Genomic DNA, 13,987 nt, shown 5'->3' with positions numbered 1-13,987 from the left:
CTCCAGCAGTGCGTGGCAGTCATCGACGGCGCGGTGCGCCTGGTGGAAGAAGCCGGTCCCGTTCAGCAGATAGCCGAGTTGCGCGCCTGCGAAGCCGTGCTCACGCCAGTCGATTTCGGTCGCGCTGCAGCCCCAGGCCTTGTGCTCGAAGACCGGCCAATAGCGCTCCGCGAACTTCCGGTCGAAACCACTGTTATGCGCGATCGTGATGACCGCGTCGTCGACGAACGCGGAGACGGCAGCATCGTCGATCCGCTGGCCGGCGACCATCTCGTCGGTGATGCCAGTAATCGCGGTTATCTCGGGCGGGATGGGGGCGGAAGGTTCGTTGAAGGCGGCGAACGTATCCCTGACGCCGACGATCCGACCGTCCGGCGTGTAGTCGAACTTGACCATGCCGAGCTCGATGATCTCGTCCTTACGATGATCGAGGCCGGTCGTCTCTGTGTCGAGCAGGATGCCGGTCCTGGTTTCCTGCCCCGCTGGCCGGGACAACGGTATGCGCGGGACCAGGCGGCGCAGCACCCGATAGTCCGACGATCGGCTGAGTGCCTCGGCCAAGGCCGCGAGATCGGTCGTGTGTTGAAGCATCGATTCTCAAGGGATAGCGCTGTTCGCTTACCGGTGTGGCACAATACGGGCCCGCGAGGTATCCGAGATTCAAGCGATTCACGGCGTTTTCAGGAGCGTAGATGTTGTTCGGCCGGATTGCAGGCGCAGCAGCATCGGCTGAGCGGCTCGGCGGCGGGGCGGAGTTCGGACCGTCTCCCAGGGTTGGGAACACGGGCCGGCCCTCCTGCGTAGCGTCGTTGTTCACGACAGGTTGAGCGAGCGGCTCGATGGCGAGAAAGCTGAAGACCTACGTCACGTCGCTGGGCTTCTACGACCAGGCCGTCGCGGCGCCGTCGATGAAGGCAGCGCTGGAGGCCTGGGGCGCCAGCAGCAACCTCTTCCATCAAGGCGCCGCGCGTGAAACAGACGACCCTGACATCGTCGCCGTCACGATGGCGAAGCCGGGCGTGGTGCTGCGGCGTCCGGTCGGCTCGACCGGCGGTTTCACCGAGCACGCCGAACTGCCGACCGACCTGGCGGAAGAGGAAGGCGCCAAACGTCCCAAGCGGCGTCAGGCCAAGCCTGCGAAGCGCCCGGCCAAGATCGACGACAAGGCCGCGCGCAAAGCCGCGCAGGATTTCGAGAAGGAGCAGCGCCGACGACACGCCGAGCGACGCAAGGAGGAAGCCGCTCGCGAGAGGGACCGCGACCGCCGCGACAAGGCTGTCGCCCGGGCGCAAGCCGATCTCGAGAAGGCCAAGCGGGCGTACGACGCGAGAGTAGCTGATATCGAAGCCGAGCGGGCCACGCTCGACGAGCGCGCTCAGGCCGAGGACACGCGCTGGGAGCGGGAGCGCGAGAAGCTGCAGGCGGCTCTCCGTCGGGCGCGAGACTAGGACGCGCTGGAGCCGGGGCTCAGAACGGCTCGGCTCCCAGGCTGAGTCCGAATGCCATGGCCGCCAACAATGACAGCAGCAGGCCGGCGCCGCAGAAGATCGCGACGATCTTCAGCTCCTCGGTGCCGACTTCCGCGCGGGTCGCTTGCGAGAGCGCTCTGGCCAAGGCGACAAACATCGGTCTTCTCCGAAGAACGGGAGAGGACACCGTAGCTGGCCGAGGCGCGGCGCCGTGTGAACTGGGTCTCACATGCTGCGCGATTTGAACTCGCGGATTTGGCGCAGACGGCCAGCAACTGCAGTGAGCAGCGGTCGTTATCTTCCATGGAGAATGAGAGAGCCAAATTGCTGGCCCAGGCCGAGCGGTGCCGGAGGCTTGTTGCTTCCATCACGGATCCGGACACGGTCGAGCGCCTCACCGATCTCGCCGAGGAATGCGAGAGGCGCGCCGCCGAGATCACCTCCAAAGGCAAAGAGAGCGATCGGTGAGATCCGCTCGAGGATATCAGGCCTCGCCAGAGCCCGAGAACAGCACCGTCGGAGGCGTTGCCCGCGGTGGCGGGATCGACCTTCCGCCCGGGCTTCCGGGTCTGCTCCTGAGATCGTACCGCTGGGCCAGGTCGAGCAGCCGTCGCCTGGTGAACGGATCCGCGTTCTCGGCCAGATCGCGCGCCCGCTGCGCGAAGCTCTTGTAGAACTCTTCCACGACGCCCCCCCCCGCAACATCACTGAAAGCCGAATTTCAACGCGGGGTGGCCGTCGCGTCAAGAGATCTGACGCAGTCGGATAGCTTCCTGCGATCCGCTTGCGCTCTCCTCACGTCGGGAACTAAGCTGCCTGAGGCAGGACAAATCCCAATGGCGGTACTCTACCCGATCCGGAAGGCGTGCCCGGGGTGCGGCAAGCCGATGAAGGCTGTTACTGACGAAGCTCGGGAGGGGCGACCGCGCTACGTCTGCACCAGCTGCGACGACGACCCGCTGCACGACCCCGCCGCGCGGAAATGGGCGGAAAGCCCGCTGCGGCCGCCGGCCAAGTAGCCAACAAGGAGATCGGCCCTGGCAACCGTATTGCTGCCGAGGCCGATCTTGCTCTCAAACTGTACAAATTCTTTCGCGGTGCAACCCGCAGTCCCGGGCTTCGTTCCATCGAACGTATGCCCGCGGGTCGCTCTCGGAGCCGACGCCGTAACTGCGGTCGCAAAGATTCAGAGCGGAGCCCGGAGTACCTAGGAGTCCGGGTCTCCGCAACCGTAACAGCACTGAGCGCACGCTCCTGCCGCTCGGTACGCAGTCAACTCTACTCCGACTTCGGCCGTTCGCTTTGAGCCATCTCAACTTCGCGTGCGACGACGGCGCCGTTCCGCCGCGCGTCACGCCCACGGCACAGGTCTTCGAGTTTCGCCCGCATGCGCGTCAACAGGAGCTCGGCGGATGCCGTAGGGACGGCGGCGCGCTGCAGCATCAGGATCTCGCGCTCCTGTGCGCGGAGCTGGCCGCGAAGGCGCTCGATCTCGTTGCGCACCCAGTCGAGCTTTCGCTGGGAGGAGTCGCCTCGTTTCGACATCGGCTAGTCCGGATCACGGCCCTGCTCGTACCCGCGCAGCACGACCCTCCGTTCGGGCGGGTGAGCGCGCAGCAGCTCGATTAGATCGGCAGCCTTCATAGCACCTCACAATGCGCTCAGGTCGTCCGGCACGTCGCCGAATTTCCGGATCAGCTTGGCGTCGCTGAAGTCGCCGCTGGAAGGATCTCCCGTCCGAGAGACTCCTGGGCGACCTGTTTCGCCTCCTCGTGCGCTCTTAATTGGGGGGAGGGATCGGCTTCTTTGGGTGGTTCCGTATCGCTCATATCGAAAGTTAGAACAAAATAGAACACTGACAACACTGAGGCGGCTCACTGCCGTTCGATGATGTTGGGCGATAGGTTATCGTCGGCTTTGGGCAAGCCCTCGTCGTCTATCCGCTCCTTTAGATCGGCGGCCCTCTCGATAAATCCAGCCGCGACCGCTGGATCGGAACTCGTCTTGGCGAGCTTGAGTAGCGTGGCTGCTACTTCCCGGGTGTTCTTCGTGACCACGGCATTCACTAACAAATATCAAGTGCAGGGAAGAGTCTGGAACACCTGCATGAGTTCCTTGGAACTGTACAAAAGTGTACTTAGTGGATTAGGCCACCAACAAATCAAACTAGGCCACTGAGGTCGGAAGCAGGCCAACGCCAAGAATTCCTACAGAACAGATCGCGAAAGCTCGATGGCCCCTATGGCGGAGGGGGAAATCGGCCTCCCCCGATGTCGGAACGAGGCTGCCTCGTTCGTCTTGAATCCAAGCCATTCCCAACCGGAGTTCTGCGTACATGGCCCCCCGCGCCAACTGGAAAGGCTTCCTGCGTCTGTCCCTCGTCACCTGTCCGGTCGCGCTCTACCCGGCCACCTCCGAGAGCGACAAGATCTCGTTCAATCAGCTCAACAGGCAGACCGGCCATCGCATCAAGTACCTGAAGGTCGATGCCGACACTGGCGACAAGGTGCCCAACGAGGACATCGTCAAGGGCTACCAGTTGGAGAAGGACCAGTTCATCGAGGTGACGAAGGAGGAACTTGAGGAGATCGCGCTCGAATCCACGCGCACCATCGAGATCGACGAGTTCGTCGACAAGACCGACATCGATCCGCGCTACCTGATCCGCCCATACTACATCCGCCCCGACGGCAAGGTCGGCCACGACGCCTTCGCAGTGATCCGCGAGACCATCCGCGAGATAGACAAGGTCGCGATCGGCCGCGTCGTGCTGACCAACCGCGAGCACATCATCGCGCTGGAGCCGATGGACAAGGGGCTCGTCGGCACGCTGCTGCCTACCCCTACGAGGTCCGCAGCGAGCAGGAATATTTCGACGAGATTCAGGACGTCAAAGTCACCAAGGACATGCTCGACCTCGCTAGGCACATCGTCAACCAGAAGGCCGGCCGGTTCGAACCCGAGAAGTTCGAGGACCACTATGAGACCGCGCTCATCGAGCTCATCAACCAGAAGCGAGCCGGCAAGCCGATCACGCCGAAATCCAAGCCGGCGGCGACCAACGTCTTCGATCTGATGGAGGCGCTGCGCCGATCGGTCGGCAAGGAGGCCACGCCGGCGAAGACCGGCAAGCCCGCCAAGAAAGGGCGCAAGGCATCGGCCGGACAGAAGGAAATGCTGATGCCGATCGAGGGCAAGAAGCCGAAGGAAGCGGCTGCGGAGAAGCCGGCCGCAAAACCGCAGCGGAAATCGGCGTGATGGCACTTGTCTTCATCACCGGCAGCACGGACGGGCTGGGTCGCGCGGCGGCCGAGTCGCTTCTCGGCGGCGGCAACCGAGTGGTGCTGCACGCCCGATCGGCGGATCGCGCGGCCGGCATCGGCGATCCCGGGTCGCGGGCTACAGGAGTTGTGGTCGGCGATCTCCGTAGCGCGATCGAAACCAGAGGCATCGCGGATCAGGTCAACGCCATCGGCCGCATGGATGCGATCATCCACAACGCGGGCGTCTATGCGCAGCAAAGTCGCGGCTCGACACCTGAGGGGCACGCCGGTGTCCTCGCGATCAACACTCTGGCACCCTACATGCTGACGGCGCTGATCGAGCGCCCTCGTCGACTGGTGTACCTCAGTAGCGGCCTGCATCGCGGCGGCGAGGGCTCCCTCGCCGACCTCGACTGGACGAAGCGCACCTGGGATCCCGCGAAGGCCTATGCCGAGAGCAAGCTTCACGCTGTGGCGTTGGCTTTCGCACTGGCACGCCGCTGGCCAAATGTCCTGAGCAACGCCGTCGATCCCGGCTGGGTGCGCACGAAGATGGGCGGGCCCAGCGCGCCGGTCGACATCGAGACCGGGCAGCGAACCCAGGCATGGCTGGCCGTAAGCGATGATCCGGCAGCCAGGGTGAGCGGCCGGTACTGGCATCACCTCCAGCAGGAGCAGCCGGCGCGCGAAGCCGCCGATCCTGAATTCCAGGATCAGCTCATCACCAGACTGGGCGAGATGACTGGCGTCGCGCTTCCTCGGGATTAGGGATCAAGGCCGGCCCTCGAACGTCCGAGCGCGGTCCTCCGGATTCGTACGGCTCCCGCCGCCATCTGTCGTTTACGCACTGTTGGTACGATATCTACCGCATGGGCAGCGACTTCGATCCTCGAAAAATAGGCTGAGGCGGCGATGAAGGAGGCCGTCAACGCCGTTTCGAACGGCAGCGCTGGATCAGCGTCGCGCAGGCCTGGCTCGAGCTCGCTCGCCCGGCAGAGGGGTAGGTACCGCTATGGACGAGAGAAGGGCACAAACGTTCATTATGGCAGCCGCCTTGACCTTGCTCCCAAGTTTTAGCCCGTTTTGAGTTCGCCATCGCCGTTGGATTTGCCCGGTTACGAGCGAGGGGAGTTGGCGCTGAGCCTTCGGCATAGCGCAGCGCCAGATCCCGGCGTTGGTGACTACCTTGCAGCCGTGCGCGGGAGGTCCCGGCCCGGATTTGGCTGCAAACAAACATTCGCTGTACGTTAGCCCCGCCCCTGCTATGCTTATACTATTGGGACCGAATTGCAGTCTCGAATAGAAAAAAGAAGCGGCTGCCGCGTCCTCCTCATACTGGAGATGTACCATGGCTGCGTCCGATTGGCGTCTCGAAGGCGAATGGATCAAGAACTGCAATTGCGCATTCGGGTGTCCCTGCGATTTTAACGCCCCGCCGACCCATGGATCCTGCCAGGGGCTCGTCGCCATGCGGATCACCAAGGGGCATTTTGAGGGCACCAGGCTCGATGGCCTTTGCTTTGCGGCCGTCGTCGATTTTCCAGGCGCGCTACACGAAGGCAACGGCAAGATGCAGCCCATCGTCGATGAGCGGGCGACGCCGCAGCAGCGTGAAGCCCTTTTCAATATTCTGTCGGGCAAGCATTCAGCAGAAGGGACGATGTTCCACATCTTCAGCATGATCGTGACCACCATTCACGATCCAGTCTTCGTTCCCTTCGAATTCTCCTTCGACAAGAACGGGCGCGTCGCGAAGCTTGTCGCCAAGGGCGTGCTCGAAACCAGTGTCGAACCGATCAAGAATCCGGTCACGGGCGTCCCGCACCGGATTCAGGTAATGATGCCCGATGGCTTCGAACACCGGGGCGCCGAGGTCGCCTCTGCCGACATCCATTCCACTGGCGAAATCAAGTTCGACACCAAGGGCACGCACTCTTCTCTCGCCAATGTGACGCAGACGCCGCAGGGTGTCGCGGCCTGATGGTGCGTTGAAGCCGGACCAATAATCGGCTGTATCCTCGGTCGAGAGCATCCATGACCGCGCACCTGGCGCTTGAACGCCTGCTGCACCGCGAACGCCTCATCGTAGCGATCGGCACCGCAACGGTGGCGGCGCTCGCCTGGGTGTATCTCGCCAGCGGCGCCGGCATGGATACCGACATGATGACCGAGATGCCGGACATGGCGCCGATGCCATGGACGCCGGTCTCTGCCGCACTGCTGTTCGTCATGTGGTGGGTAATGATGATCGCGATGATGGTGCCGAGCGCGGCTCCTACCGTGCTGCTGTACGCTGCCGTCAAGCGCGGCAAGGATGATGCATCCGGCCCTGTGCTGGAAGGTTGGATGTTTCTTTCCGGATACCTTCTGATATGGGCGGGCTTCAGCCTCATGGCCGTTCTCGCGCAGGGGGTGCTCGAGCACTTCGGACTGCTATCGATGGCGATGGCCAGCACCAGCCGTGCCTTAGGCGGCATCATCTTGCTCGCGGCGGGACTATATCAGTTCACCCCGCTCAAGCGCGCCTGCCTTCGTTACTGTCAAAGCCCGCTCCTGTTCCTCAGCAGCTTCTGGCGGGAGGGCGCCGCAGGGGCGCTTCGCATGGGAACGAGGCATGGCACTTACTGCGTAGGCTGCTGCTGGTTTCTGATGGCGCTCCTGTTCGTCAGTGGTGTGATGAACTTCGTCTGGATCATAGGCATTGCGCTCTATGTCGCTTGCGAGAAAATGCTGCCGTTCGGCGGCAGGCTCAGCCATTTCGCCGGGGTGGCCCTCATCCTGTCGGGCGCGTTCCTGCTTGCGCGCGCAGCGTGAAGTCAGAGAGAGAGCGCATCGGCCCCGGGTCGCTGGTCAGTCAGGCCCGGCGCCACACCTGTCAGAGCGGAGACGCGGTTGACGAAGACGGGTTTGAAGTCGCTTTTAGTCAGGCGAGGAAGCTGTAGCGGCTCCGATCTTTCGTGTCCCCAGACCGATGCTGATTTCTTTTGCAGCAGCAAAAGCTTTCAGCTTCTGAATTCGGAGACCAATCTGTAACGCAATTCGCCAACCCTCACGGGGGCCGCTGACTACGCTGCTCGACTACCGGCTTTTAAGAACGTGGTGTGAGTGATGGATACTGTCGTCCCCCAGCTCCCGACAGAGTTTCGACCTGGGCGTTTAGACTTTGCGCAAGCGCCTTCACGATGCCGCTGCCAAGTCCAGTTTTAGCTTGCGCAAAAACGCCATCCTGTCTGCCAACTCCATTGTCGGCGACCGAAAGCTCCCAATCTGTGCCACTGACTTCATACTTAATGATGATCTGTCCCTCTGTATCGACTTGGCTGGATTCGACTGAGACGGGTGGTAGTCCTGACCAGCGACCAAGCGCCCCCGTGGGCAACGCTCCACCGCAGGTCCTGGTCAAGGAGCAGACGATCAAGGACGCAAGATCCGCGAAAAGAGCGTGTCACCGCAGTGGTCGAGGAGTTGCTGCAGCGAGGGTTGGATAAAGCCTACACGCCGAAAGGATGAAGCATCGTTTACCTCTCCGACTTCGCGCCCTTTTCTGTTGCCGACAAAATGTCTATATTTCTCAGCGATATCCAGTTTGATTGGGAACAGTCTGTGCCAGGCGTCGTGACCGTTGCCGAGAGAAAGTCCCGCGAGACCGCCAGACGGCGGGCCGCGGCAGATCTCGTCATGTCCGAAATGAGGACCTTCGGCGCCGCGCGGGGCGGAAGGTTTCTGATCCTCGGCTCCGCTAAAGAAGACCGGATGAAGTTCGACAGCGACCTCGACGTCGTCGTCGACTTCCCCGCCGACATGGAATCGGAAGCCGTCGAATTCGTGGAAGACGCCTGCCGAAAGCAGGGCCTCCCGGCGGACATCCATCTCAAATCCAGATCGAGCAGCCGTTTTCTGGACCGCATCCGGAGTCATATGGTGCAGGTGCCATGAGCGACGCCAGGTGGACGGACGTCGACAAGGACATCGACTACGCGCGCTGATCTCGGCATGGCAATCCGCCTATTCGAGGCCGCAGGCTTCGACGCGCCCGGCCTCGATGGCTACAGGAATTCGAGCGCGTTCATGCACGCGATGGGAGCCGGCTACACCTCGATCGAGAACGCGGTTCGTCGGGTCCTCGACATCCTCGGCGAGACGCCGCCATCGGGCGATGCATGGCACAAGGATCTCATCGACCGTCTCTCAAGGCCAATAGCCCGGGGAGAGCGCCAGGCCGGCATTGTTCGACGCCGAAACGCGCCGAGATCTTCTCGAGTGCCTGAGGATGCGGCATCGCGTCAGGCATGCCGAATACGACGAATTCATCCCGAACAAGGCCGAGCCATCGATCGAGGCGGCGCGCCGGGTCGTATCCCGCATCAGGGAAGTCGTCGCGCGTTTCAAGAGCCAGGTCGATCCCGATCCGAACGACGAAAACGACGGTGGGGATGGATCTGGAGGGAGAGCCTCGGGTGGGCCGCCGATCTAGCCTCTGAGGCGAGCGACGGGATCGATGCAGCAGGAAGTCGTCGCCGGAGCCGCCAGGGACGATCGCATCTTCATCTGAAGGCTGCGTGCGCATCCTTGCGATGTAGTGCGAGCACTACGCTGGCAACTCGCCCATTGCGGGCCAACTACGCCTCCGTTTGCGGGCCAACTTGGCCGCTGTGCGGGCTAACTATGGGTCGGTTTGCAGGACTGGGGCCGGACAATGTCAAAGAGGCTATCCGGCCGGTACAACCTGCCGGCGTGGACTCAAAAACGAAGACCGACAGCGAGGGCACCCACTCGAAAGACCTGGTGAAGGTCCAAGCTTTCAATCGCGCCGCGAAGAACGGCTGATCGCTCTTATCCAAACTGGGCGAGCTGACGGGCGTGGTACTTCCCGAGCCATAGGATCACGGCCCCGGTTTCTGCAGCGGCCCCGGATTCCTACGGTGCCATCGACGCGTGATCGTTTACGATCTGCGATTATATTTCCGCCCGATGGAGACCGAGTACGACCCCGAGCATGAGGCAGTTGCGGCGATGAAGCTCGCCGCTGAAGCCGATGGAGCCGAGGGGCAGAGATGGATCAACGCTGCGCTGGCGTGGATTGAACTCACTCGCCTGCGGGCGTCCGGCCGCGAGCGCAGCGGGGCGGAAGAGACGGTCTAGTCACTTGCCAACGATCCTGCCTCGGATGCTCGCGCCCCAGTTGATCTCATCCACGATCTGACCAATACTCAGTCCCCGCAACGTCATAGCGGGGCTGGCCATGGCTGAACTTGCATTGCCCGAGACGCAATATGCGCAGAGCGGCGATTTCAGCATCGCTTACCAGGTCATGGGCAGCGGCCCTGTCGACATCATCCTGGTCCCTGGCATCATCTCGCATATCGATTACCAGCATGAGCTGCCCGGCTACACGCAAATCCTCCGCCGGATGGCCCGGTTCTCGAGGGTCGTCACTTTCGACAAGAGAGGACAAGGCCTGTCCGACAGGCTTGCCGATGTGCCTTCGCTCGAGGACCGCATCGACGACGTCCGGGCGGTGATGGACGGAATCGGATCGCGGCGGGCCGTGTTGGTCGGTTTCTCCGAGGGCGCTTCCATGAGCGTTCTGTTCGCGACGACCTATCCAGATCGCGTCTCCCACCTGGTTCTTTTCGGCGGCCTTGCCCGCATCGCCGACCTGTTTCCGCCGAGCTTTTCCCCTGCAGAGGCCGATGAAAGGCTGGCGAACCTCGTCAAGCGCTGGGGCAGCGGAAGCTTTCTCGCGAACGTATTCGCGAGCGAGGCCTCCAATCCGGACGCGGCCGCGCGCATTGCGAAGTTCGAAAAGCTGGCGTGCAGTCCGGGCGCCATCAGGTCCTACATAATTTCCAATCGCCGGATAGACGTGAATGCCATCCTTCCGTGTGTCCGCGCCCCGACCTTGATTCTGCATCGGGCGACCGACGCCCAAGTGCCGGTAGCGCTGGGCCGTAAGATGGCGGCGGGAATACCCGGGGCGAAGTACATCGAGTATCCGTCCGGAGATCACGCATTCTGGACCGGGGACACCGAGACCCTGGTCGGCGACATCGAGGAATTCGTGACCGGCCATCGCCAGGCGGGCGACACCGATCTCGAGCGCATTCTCGCGACCGTCATGTTCACCGACATCGTCGACTCCACGCGGCAGGCGGCCGAAATAGGCGACCAGCGGTGGCGGGGCCGCCTCGACGAGCACGACGCGCTTGCGCGTCAGTTTATCGACCGGCATCGAGGCAATCTGGTGAAGACCACCGGGGACGGCGTGCTCGCCACCTTCGACGGGCCCGGTCGTGCGATCCGGTGCGCGCTGTCGTTCAGCAGTGCCGCCCGTCAGATCGGCTTGCCGGTACGCGCTGGTCTGCATACTGGCGAGATCGAGATGCGGGGCAGCGACATTGGGGGCATCGCCGTCCACGCGGCGGCCCGCGTCATGTCGCAATCCGCGCCAGACGAGGTGCTGGTTTCGCGAGTTGTGACCGATCTCGTCGCGGGCGCGGGACTGAGGTTCAGCGAGCGCGGTTCGTACGAATTGAAGGGGCTACCGGGCAAATGGGATCTGTTCGCGGCCACCGGTTAGCCTCTGCGCCCGCCACCAGCCACCTGTTGTGCACCGATCAGGCGCTGGGAAAAGCCCAGATGTTCATGGTGGCTATACCCTCGCGCAGTTTCTTGATCGGAACGTAGTCCGGCGAGTTCCAGAACGCGTGGATCGCCTCCATGTCGGGAAACTCGAACATGACGACCGGGCGCTGATCGTGTTCGCCTTCCAGCACCTCCACCTTCGCTCGTCTGGATACAAGTTTTCCGCCAAAGCTGGCTATGAACGGCACGACGGCCTGCACGTATTTCTGGTACTGCGCTTCGTCCTTGATGGTGTTTTGGACAATGAAATAGGCGGGCATAATCAACCTCTCGCGGCAATGATCTGAGAGCAGAAGACGTGCAGCCTAGCATGCTTTCTTGGGGCTCGTCCCACTTGTGGTCCCTTGTCGCAGATAACTGGGGATGCCACAGGCGAACTCATCCTGGAAGCGCGTGACGGCTGAACCTCCGAAGGTGCAGCTGCGATTGTCGTCAATCGTCGACAGCGCACTCGGGGCAAGTGTCCCCGATCGAGTCCAGCACGTCCCGGATCTCCGCGAGCGCCGCTTCCGGAGAAATGCCGTCCGGTGGCTCCTGCCTTGCGATATCCAACGCGCGCTCCCGCGCATGCGGATCGGCGCGGTCCTGCGCCCAGCCGTGCTCCTCGCACTCGCGGATGGCGCCGGCCTCCTGCAGCACGCCGATCGCCCAACCACGCAACGTCCGGATCGCCGATCGTCTTTCCTTCGTCATCAGCATCGAGATCACTCCTGCCAAGACGAATCCTTCGGACCGCCGGCTCGTTCCTGGCGGTTAGCACGGGGCAGGGATTCGCGATCGGCAGGGCTCCGGCTTGTCCACCTGTTCCTGTAGGGGCAAAGCGGACTTACTTTTCGTTGAATCACGCCGCTAAGGGGTGCGCAACTTCGAGCTTGTCCGCCTTAGCGCTCGCGTTCCCATTCTAGTGTTCCCACGACTTTCTTGCCCGGATAGACGGCGCTGATTTGTTCGGCCGTTCTGAGGCTCAGCTTGTCCCCTTCGAGCTTGAAGAATCTGACTTGATCTTGACCCGTTAGAAGCTCGTTCCACGAAATGTCGACCTTGGTCGTAAACCTGTCGCCCTCTATTGTGAACTTTCCGGTGTAGGCAGAAGACTCTTGAGCAGGGCTGCCGACTCCGCATCGTTGGTCGCCGGCTTGCGATTTGCCGCGGTAATGATGAACGCGACGTGCCCGTCCGGCGTAAAAACTGGCCGCCCTTTCGGATCCTGGCCCATCGGTTCGGTGAGCTCGCCACCGATAATCTGAATGGTCCAGGCTGTGAGTTTCCAGCTACCTGCGAGTTGCCCTGCTGCATCGTCCGCGAGAAGCAACGCAGGCTGCAGATAGCAATAGGCGGCAAAGGCCAAGGCAAGGAGACGCACCACGTTGTCCTCCTTAAAAGTAGATCGTGCTCAACTTTGGCAGATTAGCCGAAACCCATCGACTCCGCGATACCCTTCGGGCGAGAGTAGTCGCGATCCACCTGATGTCTGATGCCCGAAACCGCCTTGTGCAGCGCGCGTTCTCGTTGATATGCTGATCGTCCAACGAGGAGTAGCGAACGATGTTCGATATTTCGCGCCGCGACCTCACACTTGGCGCCGCAGGTGCCTGCGCCGCGTTTGGACTCGATAAGCCAATCACCTTTGTCGACGCGGCTTACGCTCAACAGTCCGTCACTCAACCTTTCCGCAAATACAAGGTCGGCGACATTGAGGTCTTCTCCCTGATCGATGGCATGCGGGAGGCGCCGCTGCGCGACGGTATGGTCAGGAATGCCAGCGCCGAACAGGTGAAGACCGTGTTGCGTGGTGCCGGTTTTCCCGAAAATCAGGCGCCCGTGTGGTTTATCGTCATGGCGCTCAAGCTGCGCGATCAAGTGGTCCTGATCGACTCGGGTACGGGCGGTCATCCGATTTATGGCGAGGGGAACGGCCGGTTATTCAAGAGCATGGCGGCGGCGGGTCTCGACCCCAAGGCAGTCAAGACGATCCTCATCTCCCATCTCCACGGCGACCACATTTATGGCCTCATGAACAATGAGAGCGACGCGCAGGTCTTCCCGGATGCCGACATCGTGGTGCCCGCCGCAGAATTGAAATGGTGGACGCGCCCGGGGGTTGAGTCGCTCGATCTTGGACCGACGCGCAAGGGCCTCGCGCGGCGCATTCAGGCTACCGTGGCGACTTGGAAAAACGTCAGGACCTTTGAGGGAGAACCTGAACTCCTGCCTGGCGTGCACGCAATTGAGGTGCCGGGCCATAGCCCGGGAATGGTCGCGCATCTCGTCGCTTCCGGCGGCGAGCAGTTCCTGATCAGCGCCGACGTGGTCAATCTTGCGCCCCACATTGCAACAAATCCCGAGTGGCAGCTCTCAATCGATCAGGATCCACAAATGGCGGTGGAAACGCGAAGGAAGATCTTCGATCGCGCGGTCGCCGACAAGCTCACCATTTCGGGTACTCACTGGTTGATGCCGAACGTCGGCACGCTTGCCAAGGATGGCAACGGCTACGTATTCGCAGCCAAGGGGTGACATCCCCCGTGGCACTAGGTCATGGCTATGCGACGACGACTGCAGCCGGTAGCGGGCGAACCGCTCGGCACGTCAGTCTGCCTCTGGCCCTAA

20 protein-coding genes and 2 pseudogenes are annotated in these 13,987 nt (G+C 62.2%); 13 read left to right on the top strand and 9 right to left on the bottom strand.

Annotated elements, in window-relative coordinates; genetic code table 11:
• Window positions 1-591 (bottom strand): 3'-5' exonuclease (locus tag XI06_RS21030; protein WP_271606360.1); only part of this gene is annotated, 591 nt, incomplete at its 3' end.
• Window positions 592-839: 248 nt separating this feature from the next.
• Between XI06_RS21030 and XI06_RS21025 the strand changes: the two genes are divergently transcribed.
• Window positions 840-1,448: a cell envelope biogenesis protein TolA gene (locus XI06_RS21025; protein ID WP_271606359.1), complete on the top strand. Its 609-nt coding sequence runs from the start codon at window positions 840-842 to the stop codon at window positions 1,446-1,448.
• A gap of 19 nt (window positions 1,449-1,467) precedes the next feature.
• Here XI06_RS21025 and XI06_RS21020 read toward each other — a convergent pair whose 3' ends face one another.
• On the bottom strand, window positions 1,468-1,626 hold the full coding sequence (locus XI06_RS21020; RefSeq protein ID WP_164935709.1) for a hypothetical protein: 159 nt from the start codon (window positions 1,624-1,626) through the stop codon (window positions 1,468-1,470).
• Window positions 1,627-1,793: 167 nt separating this feature from the next.
• Here XI06_RS21020 and XI06_RS21015 point away from each other — a divergent pair, with 167 nt between their 5' ends.
• Window positions 1,794-1,937, top strand: a complete 144-nt coding sequence (locus XI06_RS21015) for a hypothetical protein (protein WP_271606358.1) — start codon at window positions 1,794-1,796, stop codon at window positions 1,935-1,937.
• 16 nt (window positions 1,938-1,953) lie between these two features.
• Here the strand turns inward: XI06_RS21015 and XI06_RS21010 are convergent, their stop codons facing one another.
• Window positions 1,954-2,154, bottom strand: coding sequence for a hypothetical protein (locus tag XI06_RS21010; RefSeq protein ID WP_271606357.1), 201 nt, complete (start codon window positions 2,152-2,154; stop codon window positions 1,954-1,956).
• A gap of 151 nt (window positions 2,155-2,305) precedes the next feature.
• Between XI06_RS21010 and XI06_RS21005 the strand changes: the two genes are divergently transcribed.
• Entirely contained in the window at window positions 2,306-2,488 is a 183-nt protein-coding gene (locus XI06_RS21005; protein ID WP_271606356.1) for a zinc ribbon domain-containing protein, read from the top strand.
• 259 nt (window positions 2,489-2,747) lie between these two features.
• On the opposite strand, the gene XI06_RS21000 is transcribed toward XI06_RS21005, so the two are convergent.
• Both XI06_RS21000 and XI06_RS20995 read right to left on the bottom strand, forming a co-directional pair.
• Entirely contained in the window at window positions 2,748-3,014 is a 267-nt protein-coding gene (locus XI06_RS21000) for a hypothetical protein (protein WP_271606355.1), read from the bottom strand.
• Between the two features lie 329 nt (window positions 3,015-3,343).
• Window positions 3,344-3,535 carry a hypothetical protein gene (locus XI06_RS20995; RefSeq protein WP_271606354.1) on the bottom strand — a complete coding sequence of 64 codons (192 nt, stop codon included), beginning with the start codon at window positions 3,533-3,535 and terminating at the stop codon, window positions 3,344-3,346.
• Window positions 3,536-3,804: 269 nt separating this feature from the next.
• Here XI06_RS20995 and ku point away from each other — a divergent pair.
• From ku to XI06_RS20955, 9 genes and pseudogenes are all read left to right on the top strand, one after another.
• Window positions 3,805-4,727: pseudogene (ku, locus tag XI06_RS20990) on the top strand (non-homologous end joining protein Ku).
• On the top strand, window positions 4,727-5,500 hold the full coding sequence (locus XI06_RS20985; RefSeq protein WP_271606353.1) for an SDR family NAD(P)-dependent oxidoreductase: 774 nt from the start codon (window positions 4,727-4,729) through the stop codon (window positions 5,498-5,500). The pseudogene ku and the gene XI06_RS20985 overlap by 1 nt, the downstream one beginning before the upstream one ends.
• Before the next feature lie 580 nt (window positions 5,501-6,080).
• Complete coding sequence (locus XI06_RS20980) at window positions 6,081-6,713, top strand: DUF1326 domain-containing protein (RefSeq protein WP_271606352.1); 633 nt, start codon at window positions 6,081-6,083, stop codon at window positions 6,711-6,713.
• Window positions 6,714-6,766: 53 nt separating this feature from the next.
• Complete coding sequence (locus tag XI06_RS20975; RefSeq protein WP_271606351.1) at window positions 6,767-7,546, top strand: DUF2182 domain-containing protein; 780 nt, start codon at window positions 6,767-6,769, stop codon at window positions 7,544-7,546.
• 789 nt (window positions 7,547-8,335) lie between these two features.
• Entirely contained in the window at window positions 8,336-8,668 is a 333-nt protein-coding gene (locus tag XI06_RS20970; protein WP_271606350.1) for a hypothetical protein, read from the top strand.
• A 57-nt stretch (window positions 8,669-8,725) separates the two neighbouring features.
• Window positions 8,726-8,941, top strand: a pseudogene (locus XI06_RS43930) (hypothetical protein); the annotation flags it as partial.
• A gap of 16 nt (window positions 8,942-8,957) precedes the next feature.
• The gene (locus XI06_RS20965; RefSeq protein WP_442869464.1) at window positions 8,958-9,206 is read left to right on the top strand and encodes a hypothetical protein; all 249 of its coding nucleotides are present in this window, start codon (window positions 8,958-8,960) and stop codon (window positions 9,204-9,206) included.
• Window positions 9,207-9,667: 461 nt separating this feature from the next.
• Window positions 9,668-9,874: a hypothetical protein gene (locus XI06_RS20960; protein WP_271606348.1), complete on the top strand. Its 207-nt coding sequence runs from the start codon at window positions 9,668-9,670 to the stop codon at window positions 9,872-9,874.
• A gap of 100 nt (window positions 9,875-9,974) precedes the next feature.
• Entirely contained in the window at window positions 9,975-11,312 is a 1,338-nt protein-coding gene (locus tag XI06_RS20955) for an adenylate/guanylate cyclase domain-containing protein (protein WP_271606347.1), read from the top strand.
• 37 nt (window positions 11,313-11,349) lie between these two features.
• On the opposite strand, the gene XI06_RS20950 is transcribed toward XI06_RS20955, so the two are convergent.
• From XI06_RS20950 to XI06_RS20940, 4 genes are all read right to left on the bottom strand, one after another.
• A complete protein-coding gene (locus tag XI06_RS20950; RefSeq protein ID WP_271606346.1) occupies window positions 11,350-11,637 on the bottom strand; it encodes a DUF1330 domain-containing protein in 288 nt (95 codons plus the stop codon).
• 172 nt (window positions 11,638-11,809) lie between these two features.
• Window positions 11,810-12,076, bottom strand: coding sequence for a hypothetical protein (locus XI06_RS20945; protein WP_271606345.1), 267 nt, complete (start codon window positions 12,074-12,076; stop codon window positions 11,810-11,812).
• 182 nt (window positions 12,077-12,258) lie between these two features.
• Window positions 12,259-12,444, bottom strand: coding sequence for a lipocalin-like domain-containing protein (locus tag XI06_RS43925; protein ID WP_442869465.1), 186 nt, complete (start codon window positions 12,442-12,444; stop codon window positions 12,259-12,261).
• Window positions 12,441-12,743: a lipocalin-like domain-containing protein gene (locus tag XI06_RS20940; RefSeq protein WP_271606344.1), complete on the bottom strand. Its 303-nt coding sequence runs from the start codon at window positions 12,741-12,743 to the stop codon at window positions 12,441-12,443. Before XI06_RS20940 ends, XI06_RS43925 begins: the two co-directional genes overlap by 4 nt.
• Before the next feature lie 179 nt (window positions 12,744-12,922).
• Between XI06_RS20940 and XI06_RS20935 the strand changes: the two genes are divergently transcribed.
• Window positions 12,923-13,894: an MBL fold metallo-hydrolase gene (locus XI06_RS20935; protein WP_271606343.1), complete on the top strand. Its 972-nt coding sequence runs from the start codon at window positions 12,923-12,925 to the stop codon at window positions 13,892-13,894.
• Window positions 13,895-13,987 lie beyond the last annotated feature (93 nt).

The sequence above is a fragment of the Bradyrhizobium sp. CCBAU 11434 genome, from assembly GCF_028128895.1.
In the GTDB taxonomy this organism is placed as follows: Bacteria; Pseudomonadota; Alphaproteobacteria; order Rhizobiales; family Xanthobacteraceae; genus Bradyrhizobium; species Bradyrhizobium zhengyangense.
This window is presented reverse-complemented; position numbering and strand designations above follow the sequence as displayed.